This window comes from Butyricimonas muris (assembly GCF_046365375.1).
Taxonomy (GTDB): domain Bacteria; phylum Bacteroidota; class Bacteroidia; order Bacteroidales; family Marinifilaceae; genus Butyricimonas; species Butyricimonas muris.
Map to the genome: position 1 here is coordinate 151,817 of NZ_JBKEIT010000010.1, position 15,182 is coordinate 166,998.

10 protein-coding genes are annotated in these 15,182 nt (G+C 45.5%); 4 read left to right on the top strand and 6 right to left on the bottom strand.

The genetic code is table 11. The annotated features are described in order from the left end of the window. Window positions 1-6: 6 nt before the first annotated feature. The 6 genes from ACK8P8_RS16445 to ACK8P8_RS16470 all read right to left on the bottom strand — a co-directional run bounded on the left by ACK8P8_RS16445 (window position 7) and on the right by ACK8P8_RS16470 (window position 8,421). On the bottom strand, window positions 7-1,071 hold the full coding sequence (locus ACK8P8_RS16445) for an efflux RND transporter periplasmic adaptor subunit (protein ID WP_369859599.1): 1,065 nt from the start codon (window positions 1,069-1,071) through the stop codon (window positions 7-9). A gap of 21 nt (window positions 1,072-1,092) precedes the next feature. Continuing rightward, window positions 1,093-2,568: a TolC family protein gene (locus ACK8P8_RS16450; RefSeq protein WP_176554974.1), complete on the bottom strand. Its 1,476-nt coding sequence runs from the start codon at window positions 2,566-2,568 to the stop codon at window positions 1,093-1,095. Between the two features lie 15 nt (window positions 2,569-2,583). Beyond that, the gene (locus ACK8P8_RS16455; protein WP_099291198.1) at window positions 2,584-5,970 is read right to left on the bottom strand and encodes a golvesin C-terminal-like domain-containing protein; all 3,387 of its coding nucleotides are present in this window, start codon (window positions 5,968-5,970) and stop codon (window positions 2,584-2,586) included. Between the two features lie 19 nt (window positions 5,971-5,989). After that, window positions 5,990-6,919: an ABC transporter ATP-binding protein gene (locus tag ACK8P8_RS16460; RefSeq protein WP_099291197.1), complete on the bottom strand. Its 930-nt coding sequence runs from the start codon at window positions 6,917-6,919 to the stop codon at window positions 5,990-5,992. Between the two features lie 200 nt (window positions 6,920-7,119). After that, window positions 7,120-7,836 (bottom strand): DNA repair protein RecO, encoded by a 717-nt coding sequence (gene recO, locus ACK8P8_RS16465; RefSeq protein WP_369859600.1) that lies wholly within the window; start codon window positions 7,834-7,836, stop codon window positions 7,120-7,122. 9 nt (window positions 7,837-7,845) lie between these two features. Beyond that, window positions 7,846-8,421, bottom strand: coding sequence for a non-canonical purine NTP diphosphatase (locus ACK8P8_RS16470; RefSeq protein WP_186974777.1), 576 nt, complete (start codon window positions 8,419-8,421; stop codon window positions 7,846-7,848). Window positions 8,422-8,571: 150 nt separating this feature from the next. Between ACK8P8_RS16470 and rsgA the strand changes: the two genes are divergently transcribed. From rsgA to ACK8P8_RS16490, 4 genes are all read left to right on the top strand, one after another. After that, window positions 8,572-9,492 (top strand): ribosome small subunit-dependent GTPase A, encoded by a 921-nt coding sequence (gene rsgA, locus ACK8P8_RS16475; protein ID WP_369859601.1) that lies wholly within the window; start codon window positions 8,572-8,574, stop codon window positions 9,490-9,492. 366 nt (window positions 9,493-9,858) lie between these two features. Continuing rightward, window positions 9,859-10,404, top strand: coding sequence for an RNA polymerase sigma factor (locus ACK8P8_RS16480; RefSeq protein WP_099291193.1), 546 nt, complete (start codon window positions 9,859-9,861; stop codon window positions 10,402-10,404). A gap of 59 nt (window positions 10,405-10,463) precedes the next feature. Beyond that, a complete protein-coding gene (locus ACK8P8_RS16485; protein ID WP_099291192.1) occupies window positions 10,464-11,645 on the top strand; it encodes a FecR family protein in 1,182 nt (393 codons plus the stop codon). A 91-nt stretch (window positions 11,646-11,736) separates the two neighbouring features. Then, window positions 11,737-15,171 (top strand): TonB-dependent receptor, encoded by a 3,435-nt coding sequence (locus tag ACK8P8_RS16490; protein ID WP_099291191.1) that lies wholly within the window; start codon window positions 11,737-11,739, stop codon window positions 15,169-15,171. Window positions 15,172-15,182: the final 11 nt, after the last annotated feature.

A 15,182-nucleotide genomic window follows, 5' to 3' on the forward strand; every position in this document is an offset into this window, starting at 1 on the left:
ATCGTTTTATTTCATGATTTTTACTTTGCCTCTGTTTCTCAAGAACTCGTAACCTTTGATAACGATCTTGTCACCCTCGTTCAAGCCTTCCGTGACTTCCGTGTAGCGGTCGTCGCTGATGCCTGTTTTGATGTATTTCTCCACGGCACGATTCTGTTCCACCGTGAATACGTTACGCATTCCCCGGCGGGCATTGACGATTTCTTTCGGGATAAATAACACGGAGTCTCTTTGCAAAGTAATAATCTCGCCTTTGGCGAACATTCCGGGACGTAATTTCAATTCCGGGTTGTTAATAGCGATGTATCCGGAGAATGTACGGGTTTCCTCGTTAATTGCCGGGGATAACTGGGATACGGTTCCGGATAAAGTATCTGATTTTATATTATAGTTGGTAACTAATACTTTTTGTCCCACTTTCACTTTTTCGATGGCATTTTCCGGAAGTGCGATTTCCATATACATCTGGCTGTAGTCCATCATACCCACGATGATTTCGCCGGAAGCAACGTCTATTCCCGGTGTGAAATAGGGTAAAGTGACGATTACCCCTTTAAACGGGGCTCTGATATTTATTTTTTCCAACTCGGTATTTGCCGTTTCCAGTGCGGTTTGTGCTTGGATATAACTGCTCTCGGCGTTCAACACGTCTTTTTCGGTTGCCCCTCCTTTATCATACACGACCTTTTGCCCGTCCCATTCTTTTCTGGCAATATCAACTTGCATTTTCTTGGTTTGCAGTGATATGCTGTTCTCGTGTTCCTTGTTGTTCAGTTTCACGATGACGGCTCCCGCTTCCACGATGTCACCTAATTTGTAGGGGCGTCCGGTTTTGGGATTATTCATCAGTTCGTATTTACCGGTAATCTCTGATTTTATCTCGGCGGTTTTGGAGGCTTTTGCCGTACCCGTGGTGGTGGTCAATTCACGAATATTCCGTTTGCCGACTTCCGTGAGCCAGACGGGTGTTGTTGTTTCGGAAGAAGAGCTCGAACGTTGTTCATTACAGGCGTTCAGTGAAAATGCGAGTAGAATGAACCCGATATATTTTATTGATTTATTTGTAGCCATAGTTGTTATATTTTGTTGTTTTTATTTTAGCAAGTCCACGGGTAAATAAGAAGTGTTCGTTTGGAAATCCCACAATGTCTGGATTTTCAAATCAAGTAATTTCAGTTTATAACTGATGATCGTGTTCGTGTATTCAGTTTTGGCACTGGTTAGCTGATCTTGTTGATTCTTTAAATCTAAACCCGATAGAGAACCGCTGCGGTATTTTTCCACGCTGATATCATACGTGCGTTCGGCGTTTTCCACGTTTTTGCGTGCGATCTCTATTTTTTTCACGAGGCTGGGAAGTTCCCGGCATATTTGACGAATTTCGAGTACAACGCTTTTTTTGTATTCGGCTAAATCGATATCTTTATTTTCATTTGCAATCTGAGCCTTGCGTATAGCAGCTTTGCGAGTCCCCCAATCCCAAACCGGGATGGTAAGAGTGACTCCCACGGATTCGTTATCTTCCGGTTTGGTGAAAGCACCTTTTACCTTATCTCCATTACCGAATAAACCGACTTGGGCGGAAATATTTCCCTTGAATTCATTTGTTGCTTTTGCCGCGATCAAATCAAAGAGACCTTGCTCGACACTGATCTGTTTTTGCCGGATCTCCATTCTTTGTTCCAAAGCATATTTGATAGCCAAGTTTTGGTCAACCTCTACCGGTGTAATATCTGTATTCGTGAGTACACTGATGTCCATTTCCAAAGGTAAACCCAAGGTTTGCTTGAATTGGTCTTTGGTAGACTCGTAATTTGTTTCAGCACTATACAGGCTTGTTTCATTATTTGCCAGAGTTACTTCCGATTGGAATAACTCTTCTTTTGGAAGTAGGCCTTGTTCAACCTTATTCTTGGTTATTTCATAGTTTTGCTTTGCACTTTCGAATGCTTCCCGTGCGTCTGTCAGGCTTTTGAAACTTTGGTAAACATTGTAAAATCCTGAAGTTACCGTCTTTTCAATGTTTAGTTGTGCCATAGCATAACTTATCTTGGCATTTTCCAAATCGAATTCCAATTGTTTCAAATCGATTTTGGTTCGATTATAGGTAAAAATAGGTTGATTCAATCGTAATGACAGGCGATTGGAAAAAGAAGTGTTTGTTAGATTGTTGGATTGATTCTGTGCATCTTGCCAGTTGAAATCATTACTTAGCGTCAATGTACCGTCGGTCCATTTCAAAGGTTGAGTGATACTGAAATTACCTCCGGCACTCATGGTACGGTAGGTATTCCATGTTGAACTTATTTCCTCGAAACTACTGCTTCTGGAATAGTTAAAAGGGCTCAAATCGAATTGGAATAAAGATTTTAAGGATGCTTTTCGTTGAAGTAAAGACAGTTCACTCTGTTCAAGTGACATTTTACTTTGTATCAACGACGGGCTTTGTTGATAAGCGATCTCCAAAGCCTTTTCTAGCGTCAAAATCTCTTGAGCGGACGTTGTTCCCGGGGAGAATATGATCAGTAGCCCGGAAATGATCAACGATAATGACGTACGTGTTTTCATAAACTGTTATTGTTATTATTTATTATTACTCGTGTAAACCCATTTTACCGCGTCGGCAATGATGATTTGTCCCGGTTCGGAACCTCTGTCACTCAAGGTAACTTTGGCGTTACCCTCCGAGAAATAGAAACTTCCGAGGGAAACCCAACCGGTGGTATTCCTGCCTCCCGTTTCGACAGACACTTCCTCTTCGCCGTCGTCATGTTTTACTGTATAATATTGGTATCTTTTGGGTTGTTCTCCACGGCCCCACATCATCCTGTCCATGCCGGGCGAGCTGTAAACGAAAACTTCATAGAAACCGGGGATTTGGATTCGCGTGTTCCATTCCGCTTGATTGTTCCCGCTTCCTGATTTCTTGTACATGGCACTATTAATATAGTCACCGTAATAATTTATACCGACGGTTGCCGTCCATTTACTTGGGGGCATCCAGAAATTCAAGTTTTTATACTTGTCTTCTTCCTCCTTTTTGAAAAGAGATTGTAACGTATTCTTCTGGTTCGACTCGATTACACGGAAACCTTTGTCCTCGTTGTCGACCGTGATTTCTTTCGGGTTAAAGGCGAAAACGGTAGGATTACCCGCGAAGATACCGCTTACCGTGTCGGTCGAGGTTGTGGTCACTTTCGCGAAATTATGCATGATATCGCTCGGAAGATTCTGGGCAATATTCGTGTTGATCGTCAAGTTGCTGGGGCGATCGTCGCAAAGGATTCTAATCTCTTTATAACTTCTCGCGTCGATAATAAAATTTTTTGGCGGATTCTCTTCCATTTGGGCTGCTCTTCCCCGTCTGCCGGGACCACCTCGCATGAAACCGCCCTGTTCAACGCTGACAGAGATGATTCCGTCAATATTTGTCGGGTTATAAACTTGGAAGTGTACCATGTATTTCGTGTATTCACCTATGGCAACCTCGTCCGCGTCTATCCCTTTTACAATAAATAATGGCGTGGCGTTTATCGAGTACCACCCGGGAATGAAATCCATCAAGTTGAAATGGAATTTACGGATAAATTCATTATTCAAACGTGTGAAGTTGACTTCTTGGAATTTATATTTCTGAGAGAAGTCGGTCATGAATTTCTTGAAGTCTTCAGAGGGAACTCGTGAAGTGATATAATTTCGCAGGTATATCCCTTTTAATTTCATCATCTCGTAGAACACTTCCGTGGAAAGCGTGTTGTCCAGAACGGCTTGTTCAAAACTCTTGCCGTTCAAATAGGCCGAAGCCCGTTGACTGTCCCCCATGCCCGAGAACATACGGAACCACCTTCTTCCGGGATTTGATTCTTCCTGCTTCAACATGGTGTTCATCACGATGTCAATAATCGGGAAGTCCTGCGAATAGATAGATGTCGCGTAGTTAAAGTACATGGACGAGATGTCGTATTTATTTAATTTGGATGTACCGGACCAACCGCTGGTAAACATATTGACAAAAGAATTACCCTCTTCTTGATAGGTTTCTTCCGATTGGAACACGCTGCGGATAAAATCACGTATCGTGTTCATTTCAAGATCAATATCTTCCGATGAACCTCCCCGCGGATCATTTTGAGCCCACATTTTCATCCTTTTCTTGGAGGCTTTGAAATCGCTGCGCGGCAGAGTGGCTGCCAGTTCGGGCAAGAACACCATTTCCGGTTGCATCTGTTCGCTATTGCCTTTCCAGTTGCGCACGTATCCGGCATAAGAGATGGGCGTTTCCGCCAAGACCAGCTTGGGGAACGGGTATTTGCGTCCCTTGCGCATCTCGTATTCCGTTTTGACATCTGAAAGGAAACCGGCTAGGGTATCCGCCATGTTCGGAAATTCTTTCGAGAAGTAATCGTGACCTTTAAAATTGTATAGTTCGATTTCCACGGAATCTACCGTAACGCTTTTTTTCTCGTAATCCCCGATTGCCAGACTTACCCCCAGTAAGGGAGCTGCATTGGTGAATAACGTCGTGTCGCCGCTTCGGGAGGAAGTACCTTGAGATAAAACCACGCGTTCCGTCGGGTTATACACTTTTAAAGAGAACGTGGCGAAATTCTTCCTTATATTATAAGGTGCTTCCGGGTTTACAGGAGGCAACGTGGTCGGGTACCAGAGACATTCCGGGGTTAACAGGGTAAATTTGTCCTGCACGTAAGCGTAGTTCTTCCCGAATCGGAGAATGCTATTCCCGTTTTGAGTGTCATAATATTCCTCGTCCGTGATATCCAGATAGCAAATATTCTCGTCTATCGTACCTTGGTAACTGATTTGAAGTTCAGCCGTTTCATAAGGACGGAGTTTGTAATCCGCCACAACAACTTGAGCGTCCCTCTCGAAGGGGATATCCTGTCCCTTCGCGGTTAATTTCTCGACCTTCAACGACGGGTTCAAATATAGTAATACGTTATTGATCGTTTTGTGATTCCGGTTCTGTACTTGCAGGTTTGCCGTAACCGAGATTTCTTTTTTGTTTTGTGAATAAGTGATATCCTGACTCAATAAATTAACTTTATCCGCGATGTTGTATTTTTGGTATTTCTCGGAATACAGGTGGCGTTGATTATCGATGTGATGGTAGGTGGAATAGTAAGAGTACCCGCAACCTAATCCCAGAATCATGATAACGCAACCGATAAAGTTGAGTAAGATATTTTTCTTGGGATGCAAAGGAAGACGGTTTACCAGTGCGATAGTGAAAGAAAGTAATCCCATACCCAAGAACAGGAACGTGAAGCGTTGTGTCAGATAGGGAACGAGATTCGTGTGTCCCAGCACTTCGGAAAACATGTTCGGGACGGTAAGTGCGAAAAAGTCAAACGTTCCTTGCTCCACTCCGCCCAAGTACAACAATGTACCGCTTATGAATCCCAGCATGATGATAAATGTTACCGCTTGGTTGCGGACAAAGCTCATGACCACGAATGAAAGACCGAGCACGAATACCAGTGACGGGATAGACAGGGTAAGTAAATAAAAAATATAAGGGAGGAACGCGAACGGGGAATCGCTCGCGAAAACGTGTATAAAACCAGCGATGATTAATGCAATAATGTTCAACGACACGAAAGCCTTGATAATCCCCCATGTCTTGCCGACAATATAATCGGCGTTGCTCATCGGGCGTACATAGATCACCTCCGCCGTGTCCAGTTTCTTATCTCTCTTCAAAAAATTGCCCGCCAGAAATATGGCTATGATAGATTGAGCGATATTGAAAAGATAAATGTTGACAAACGGGATAGACGAAGGCATGGCTACCATGCCCCAACGGTACCAGCCGAAAATATTTGATTGAAGGCTGATCTGGAAAAAGACAATGATTAAAAGGGATAAAACGGCGAATATCCGGAATAACCAGCTCCGGCGTAATAATTTGGTTTCGTATCTTGATATTGTATTGATATTGTGAATATTCATCGCTGATTTTAGTATAGGTTTACTTGAACAATTCGTTTTCTTGAATGGCTTCCACCTGCATGTTCATTTTATCTTTCAGCAAGTAGTCCATGTAATAAACGTAGGCATGTTCCAGATTCGGTTCAATGGCTTTATGCGAGTATTCCTCGATGTTCTCCGCCACGACTTGAATCTCGAGTCCCCCGTCTGTAGGAATTGTCGAGATAATCGGGTATTTTTCCTTGATCTCCTCGTATTCCTGATCAGTCACGAAAATCTCCCATACTTTCCCTCTTGCCAGATTGACCATTTCATCCGGAGAGCCTTCGAATTTCAATTCGCCCCGGTTCAGGAGAGCCAGCTTCTTACAGGTACTGGAAATATCTCCCACGATATGGGTGGAAAGGATGATGATGGAATCTTTGTCACTGATGTCCGACAGGATATTGCGGAACCGGATTCTTTCTTCCGGGTCGAGTCCTGTCGTCGGCTCGTCGACAATGATTACTTTAGGATTGCCGATAATGGCTTGTGCTATGCCCAACCTTCTTTTCATACCACCGGACAATTTATTTGCCCAGCGGTCACGGACTTCAAATAATCCAACTTTACGCAGCATCTCGTCTACCACTTCGCCCCGGTGCTGTTTGCCCTTGATTCCGGCAAGACCTGCCCCGTAATCAAGGAATTCCCACGTTTTCAGCTTCTCGAAAAAGCGGAAGTCCTGCGGCAGGTAGCCCAACATGGAGCGAATAGCCTTCCTGTCTTTCGCGATGTCATAGTCATCGAAGTAGATCGTTCCGGATGTGCAGCTCTGCAAGAGAGTCATGATTCGCATCAAGGTGGTTTTTCCTGCTCCATTCGGTCCCAACAGACCAAACATTCCCGGTTCGATTTCAAGATTCAAGTCTTTTAAGGCTTTTTTACCTCCCGGGTAAACTTTGTTTAGATTTACAATTTTGATACGCATAACATTGGTATTTTAGGTTGGTATAAATCTATGCATAATAAGTAGGAATGTATGTTAATAAAATGTGAAAACTGATTGTCCATATAAGACCTGTTTCACTTAAAAAGGTTTATTTTTTTAACAAAACATTAACAAAAACCTCTCCTTATGCCCTGTTTGCGCTATTTCGGGTAAAAATATGTCTTGATTTTAAAACTTGCCTAAGAGAATATTTCCCGGATTACCCGGATGCTTTTCGTGTTGAAGTCCACGTTTAAATGAAAGCCGAGAAAGAGCAGGGCGATATCGAGAAGGATTTTCCGGCTTTGTTGATTGAGAGGGATGTCTTTGAGCGATTCCATCGGGCAGGAACAGAGTTGGTGTATGATTCGGGCGGAATGCGGTCCCGTGCAATAATTCTCGGGAGCGCCCGCGGGATAGAAACACCCGTCGTTAATGTTAAAAACATAATCCGGGTGATAGGTGCTGTCGTCAATGCCGAATCCCATGAGCTTGCTAAGCCGGAACAGGAACAGCAAGTTGAAGTTCGCGATATCCTCCCGGCTCGTGTTGAGATATTCCACGGAGTACCTGATATACTCGTACATGTTCTCGTTCGGGTCAGAATGTCGTAGTACCAAGTCCAGAAGCTCCCCCCATAACAAGGCGATATTCATCTTGTACACGTCGAAATAGATAGATGACGTGTTCACCAGTGAAGACACGGATTTTAACTTGTGAAGCCCCCCTCGTTCATTGGGATAATATTCGAGTTCGACGATCTGCATACATTGCACGGCGTGGTTGTTCTTCCGTTTATAAAGCGTCATGGGGGTGATAAATTGCATGTACCCCCGTTCTGCCGAGTACACGTGCATGATTTGCTGCTGCTCGGAATAGGGTAGACTTTTCAATATGATGCCTTTGATCGTCTGCATGGAAGCGTGTTACCGGGCATTTAGAAACTCGTACAGTTTCCGTACGGCTCGCCCCCGGTGGCTGATCTCGTTTTTAGCGTGCAGGGGCATCTCCGCGAAACTTTCCGCGTAACCGTCGGGGCGGAATATCGGGTCGTAACCGAAACCCTCGTGCCCGTGTTTCCCCGTGAGAATCTCCCCGTTCACGATACCCTCGAAAAGATACTCCCGATCACCGAGGATAAGGGCGATCACCGTTCTGAACCGTGCTTTACGATTACTGACACCCTCCATCTCCCGAAGCACCTTTTGCATGTTCGCCTCCGAGTCGTGGGCAGTTCCGGCGTAACGGGCGGAATAGACACCCGGGGCGTTATCAAGTGCTTCTATTTCCAGTCCGGTATCATCCGCGAAACAATCGTAGCCGAACTTCTCGTGTATATACCTCGCTTTTTGCAGGGCATTCCCCTCCAGTGTATCTTGCTCCTCGGGGATATCCTCGTGGCATCCGATGTCTTTCAGGGAAACGATCTCATGCCGACCGTCCAACATTTCCTTGATTTCTCCCAACTTGTGCGTGTTGTTGGTCGCGAAAACTAATTTCATAATCTATCAAAATTCGTGTATCGCGAAATTAACGAAATAGATTGTCTTTGCAAACGCGAAACGCTATATTTGTACCCGCTTAACGTGTTTCGACAGTGTTTATTATGGAACAAGGTCGGATATGAAGCATGAATTGTAAATCAAAGAACAATGAGAGGAATTGTCGTAAAATCTACCGGTAGCTGGTACGCGGTACGGATGGAATCGGGTGAAGTCTTGGAATGCCGGATAAAGGGAAAATTCAGGATGAAAGGGATTAAGACCACGAATCCCGTGGCGGTCGGTGATGTTGTGGAAGTAGAGATAAATCCCGATGGCGCGGTGATTCACCGGATAGAGGAACGGAAAAATTATATTATTCGAAAATCGACGAATCTCTCGAAAGAAGCGCATATCATAGCCGCGAATGTCGATCAGGCGATGCTGGTCGTAACGGTGAATCATCCCGTGACCTCAACGGTTTTTATCGATCGTTTTTTAGCTTCCGTGGAGGCATACCGGATTCCCGCCATACTCGTTTTCAACAAGATCGACTTGTATGACGAGGATGATCTGATGCTGCTGGGTGCTCTGACACAAATATATATGGAGATCGGGTACGAGTGTTTGCATGTGTCCTCATTGACAGGGGAAGGCGTGGAGGATGTCGTGGCGGTGCTGAAAGATAAAGTGACCGTGTTTTCCGGTTTGTCGGGCGTGGGGAAATCCTCTTTGATCAACCGGGTGGAACCGGGCTTGCAATTGAAAGTTGCCGAAATCTCCGAGTCCCACGACACGGGCAAGCACACGACCACCTTTGCGGAGATGTTCCCGTTGAGTTTCGGGGGGTATATCGTGGATACTCCCGGCATCCGGGCGTTCGGGCTGATACACATGGAGAAGACGGAGATATCACACTATTTCCCGGAGATATTCAAGCGGGCAAAAGATTGCCGTTTCTACAATTGCACGCATATTCACGAGCCGGGATGCGCTGTTATTCAGGCGGTAGAGGACGGGGAAATCAGCGAAAGCCGTTATTTCAGTTACACGAGCATGTTCGAGGAAGGGGAGGAGAAGTACCGTAAATAAGGTGAAAACCTACCTGAATTCAAGATGAATCCCGTATCAATTCCGGTGCAGTAGTACTTGAAACATTATTTGTATCCTTTTAGTAAGCTATTAAAACGCTATTATAGTATAGGGTTTTAATAGCGTTTTAATAGGGAACTAATAGCGTTTTATACGGAATTGAACCGGAAGTGATACGGGATTTCACATGAATTCAGGTAGGTTTTCTTATTGTTTTCCTTGGAAATGTTTTACTATTTTGAGATGGGGTACAAGTGATTCGGAAGATATTCTTTTGTATTTTTTGTTATGCCAGTATAAAATTAGAAGCTTTTGTGTAACTTTGAGAAGTCAATAATTTATACACGCGTGTGAGCTTTTGAATTTATGCAGGTTGATGATAAGTTGATATGTCGTTTTTTGGGAGAACATGATCACCGGGGAATGGAGGTCTTGTTCGAATACTATTATCGACCGTTGGTGCTGTGGGCAGACACGTTTTTGAGTGATATTCCGGCGGCGGAGGACGTGGTGCAGGATTTTCTCGTGGATTTCTGGGAGAAGCGGGCTTACGAGAGGATCACGTCGGGTAGTATCCGGGGATACCTTTTCGCGGCAGTGAGGAATCGGGCGTTGAAGTTACTGGAGAAGCGGGATGTCTTGCGGGAAGCAGGTGGAGTGTTGCCCGTGTTGGTGGACGAGAGTGATACGGATTGGCTCACGGAGGAGATTTTGCAGGCGGTAGAGGCAGAGATCGAGAAGTTACCCCCGCGCATGAGAGAGGTTTTGAGGGCGGTGTATATTGACGGGTTGAGTTACCGGGAGACGGCTGAAAAATTTGTTATTTCTATAGCAACAGTTAAAACATTGTTGGTAAATGCTTTAAAACGACTTCGAAAAGTTTTTTCTAATTTTCCCCGATTTTTTTCCTGATTTGAATCAACCGTTTTATCATTTTTCCGGTCTATGGGGCAAGAAATTGATATGATAGAATGGAAAGAAAATCTCAAATTACCGAATCCGAGTTATTGGACTTCTTTAATGGCAAACTTTCTACCGGGGAAGAAAGGGAGATTCTGGAATGGAAAGAAGCCTGTGACGAGAACCGTAAGTTGTTTGATACGGTGCGAAAGCAGAATCTCGTTATGCGGGAGGTTGTGCGTGCACGGTTGATCAAGGGGGACTATTCTTCGATACGCGGGCGTATCGGGGGGAGGAGGCGTCGGACATTCAAGTTGTGGTACGGGGTGGCGGCAGCCGCGGTGGTTGTTGCGGTTATTTCTTCGGTCGTGTTATGGCGGGATGCTTCTTCCGTTGACGAGAGTAGAACGATGGCTTATATCGGTCCGCCCGCTCGTAAGGCGATACTGGAGATGGCTGATGGCGGACAACATTACTTGGGGGGCAGTGGGATCAAGTTTGAGGAGCGGGATGGAGCACAAGTGGCGATCAGCAACGGTAAGGTCGTGTACGATAAAAAATTGGAGGAGTACGCGGAGGAAGAAAAAGAAGATGTGCTTGTTTATAACAAGATCACGATTCCCCGGGGAGCTGGGTTGTACCGGATCTCGCTTAATGACGGTAGCGTGGTGTGGCTGAATTCGGACAGCAGGCTGGAATACCCGGAAAAGTTCGCGAAGGGGGAACGGAGGGTGCGTGTCACGGGAGAGGCGTTTTTTGACGTGACACGGGATACGGTGCGACCGTTTGTCGTGGAAACCGTGCGCCAGTTGGTGACGGTGCTGGGGACGAAGTTTAACGTGTCTGCCTATCCGTCAGAGCCGGAGTTGACGACGCTTGCCTCCGGGAAGGTGAAAGTGATTCCTGTCCACGGGGCGGAGGCGGTGGTACTTTCCCCGGGGGAGCAGTCTGTCCTGGGCGTTGGTGTCGATAGCTTGCGTGTATGCCAGGTGAAAGTGAGTGACGTGGTGTCGTGGAAAGACGGAATGATCAGTATCGAGAATATGGCGTTGAGCGAAATCCTGAAAGTCGTTTCGCGTGCTTACGACGTGGATTTCGTGACGGAATCTTTGCCCGGGGAAGACATTATCCTGCAGGGAAGTATTTCGAGTGACGAGACGCTGGAGGTGTTTCTTGCCGTGTTGAGTAAAGTGGCAGATGTGAAATTTAAAATAAATGCCGATGGAAAAATAGAAGTTCAAAAGTTAAAGTAAAAAAAGAGAGAGAATTCAAGGAATTCTCCCGCTTACGGTGTGTAACGTCTGTTGGTGGCAGACGATATCTTATTAATTCAAAAACAAATGTATGAAAAAAAAATCTAGTCACACCATTTTTCGGGTGGAAATTCGAAAATGGAGTAAGATCGTTTTGGTTAATTTTATTTTGACTCTGTTGTCGTGTGCCTCCGTGTATGCGCAGGATGATACTTTGCGGCAACAGAGAATAACTGTCAAGTACCGCAATAATACCATCTTGGAAGTACTTGAGGATTTGAAAGCAAAGACGGGATATACTTTTGTTTACAAGCAAAATGATATATCCAATGAGGTGAAAATCACGGAGACTTTCACGAATGCGACGCTGGACGAGGTGCTGGGAAAGGTGCTCGTGGCTCATGGTTATGATTATTCGATCGAGGGTAAAGTGATCGTTGTCAAGAAAAAACCGAAAACCAAAGAACCTGAGGTACGGAACATTATCACGGTCAAGGGACGCGTGACGGACGAGAAGGGAAATCCCATGCCGGGGGTAAGTGTCGTTATCAATCAGACCTCACGGGGAGTGGCTACTGATAAAGACGGGAAATATGATATTTTGGTACGGGCAGACGACGTGTTGAAGTTCTCGTTTATCGGGTACAAAGACCAAACGGTACCGATAGAAGGGAAAGATGAGTTGAATGTATCACTAAAGCCCACGGAAGAGGCGTTGGAAGAGGTTACAGTGGTCGCATACGGGGAACAAAAACGCGAGTCCGTGACCGGTTCTATTTCTGTGGTAAATGTCAGTTCGTTGAAATCTTCTAATAGCGACCTTACTGCCAGTTTCGTGGGACGTATTCCAGGTATGATCGGTTATTTGAAGGGTGGTAAACCGGGAGCCTTGACCGAGGCCGAAATGAACACGCAGTTCACGGTGCGCGGTATCACGTCTTTCGGTAACAACGCGAACACGGCTCCCTTGATTTTGTTGGACGGGGTAGAGGTTAGCGTGTTGGACTTGTCGCGTATTGACCCGGAGGATATTGATTCATTCAGCGTGTTGAAAGATGCTTCGGCTACCGCCATGTATGGAGCTCGTGGGGCAAACGGTGTGATTCTCGTGTCGACGAAAAAGGGAGTCGAGGGTTCGGTGTACACTTCTTTCCGCTACGAGGCAATTGCTTCACAACCGACGCGGAAAATCGACGTGGTAGATCCGATCACCTACATGAAGGCTTATAACGAGGCGTTACAGACACGCGACCCGTTGGCACAACCGAAATACACGGCAGAACGGATTGCTAACACGGGCAGCGACCGTTTTCCCTCTTGGGTATACCCTGCCAACGATTGGTATAAATTGTTGTTTAAGGATATGTCTTTCAATCATCACTTGGGATTGAGCGTGCGAGGCGGAACCAAGATTATGCAGTATTATGCCTCCGTCAGTCACAATTTCGATGAAGGTATGTTGAAAACGGATAAGTTGAATTCGTTTAATGTTAATATTCGGAATAATACTACCTCTTTGCGTATCAATTTGAATATTGATATGACTCCCACTGCGAAATTGTTATTGACCTCCACCTCTTCGTTGGACAGTTATCATGGTCCTTTGGCTAACGTGACTACCGCTTATGGTATGGCGTTTAACGCGAGTCCGGTGGATTACGCGGCGGTCTATCCGGCGGATGATACCTATAAATTTCCGCACCTTCGTTTCGGTTATGAAACGATAACTTCCCAGAACCCTTATGCTTCCATTCAACAGGGATACGTGGAACGGAGTCGTTTCGCTACCTCCAATCGGGTGGAATATATTCAGAACTTATCTGCGTTCTTAAGAGGTTTGGAAATCCGAACCAACGTGTCGCTATACAAGCAGGCTTATTACAGTACGCCGTTTCTGACGGAACTTTATAAATATCGGTTGGCTGACTATAATCACCAAACGGGTAAACATGTGTTGGAACAATTGGCAGAGGGAGATAAGACGCTGAAAGTGGATCCTAACTCTAAAGTAGCAGAGGGAGAAACGCAGTTGACCGGAGAGTTCCGGGTGTATTACAACCAGTTCTGGGGCGATCATACGGTCAGTTACACGGGACTGGTGAATATGTCGCAGGTGACCTCTTCTGCAGGACGGGATTTGTTTTCTGCCATCAAGAACCGGAATATGGGACTTTCCATGCGTCTTTCATACGGTTTCAAGGAACGTTTCTATTTGGAGGGTAGTTTCGGGTACAATGGTTCCGAACGTTTCGCGGAACATAATCGTTTCGGTTTTTTTCCCGCGGCCGGGATCTCTTACGTGATTTCGAAAGAGCCGTTTATGCAACGTTTTAACAACTGGTTAACTTTTATGAAGATTCGTGCTTCTTACGGGAAAGTGGGTAATGACGGCATCGGTACCGGGTCTTCCGCTTATGGCAATACCGGCAGATACATTTATTTGGAAAACATGGGACAGGATTCCCAGGACCATTATCTGGTTCATTCTTATGCCAACCCGACGATTCAGTGGGAGATTGCAGAAATGACCAACTTTGGTTTGGAGATGACTTTGTGGAAAGGGTTGCTCGATTTTACATTGGATGTATACGAGGAGATCCGTCATAATATTTTGGCTCAACGCACGATTGTGCCCGCCAGCATGGGATTGGGGCTATACCCGTATGATAACGTGGGCAAGGTGCGTTCTCGCGGTTTCGATTTGGCTGTTAAAGTACAACATGCATTTTCCAATGATTTGTGGTTTATCTTGAACGGGACTGCCACCTACAACAAATCGGTGTACAAATCCATCGAAGAGGCTGCCGACAAACCGTCTTGGCAAGGAAAAGTGGGGCATGATATTTCGCAAGTGGTGGGTTACGTGGCAGAAGGATTGTTTCAGAGTCAGGAGGAGATCGACCGTTCGCCGAAACAATCGGGCGACGTGATGCCGGGAGATATTCGCTATCGTGACGTGAATGGCGACGGCAAGATCAGCATTGATGACGCTGTACATATCGGATTTCCCACGGAGCCTCGTTTGGTATACGGTTTCAATGGAACGATCAGCTACAAGCGCGTGGAATTTAATTTCGCATTCCAGGGAGCAGGTCAACGTTCACTCTTTATCAACCCGAGTGCCGTTACGCCGTTCGTGGGCGACCGTGCCTTGTTGAGTGCTATTTGGAAAGACCACTGGACTCCCGAGAATATGAAAAGCAGACCCCTGTGGCCGCGTTTGTCTACCAAGAGTATCACGGCTCACAATATGGAGGAGGCTTTGTTGGGTCAAGAAACTTTGCGCGCTTCCACTTATTTTATGCGGGAGGTGAAATTTTTGCGTTGCCAGTCGTTAGAGTTGGCTTGGAATTTGCCGATCCAATGGGCAGAGAAGCTCGGTATGCAACGGATCAAACCTTATATCCGGGTGAACAATCCGTTTTTGATCAGTGATTTTGATTTATGGGATGTGGAATTGGGAAGCAACGGATTTAATTATCCGATCCAAAGGACATATTCAGTAGGTGTTAATTTTAGTTTCTAAAAATCATGTAT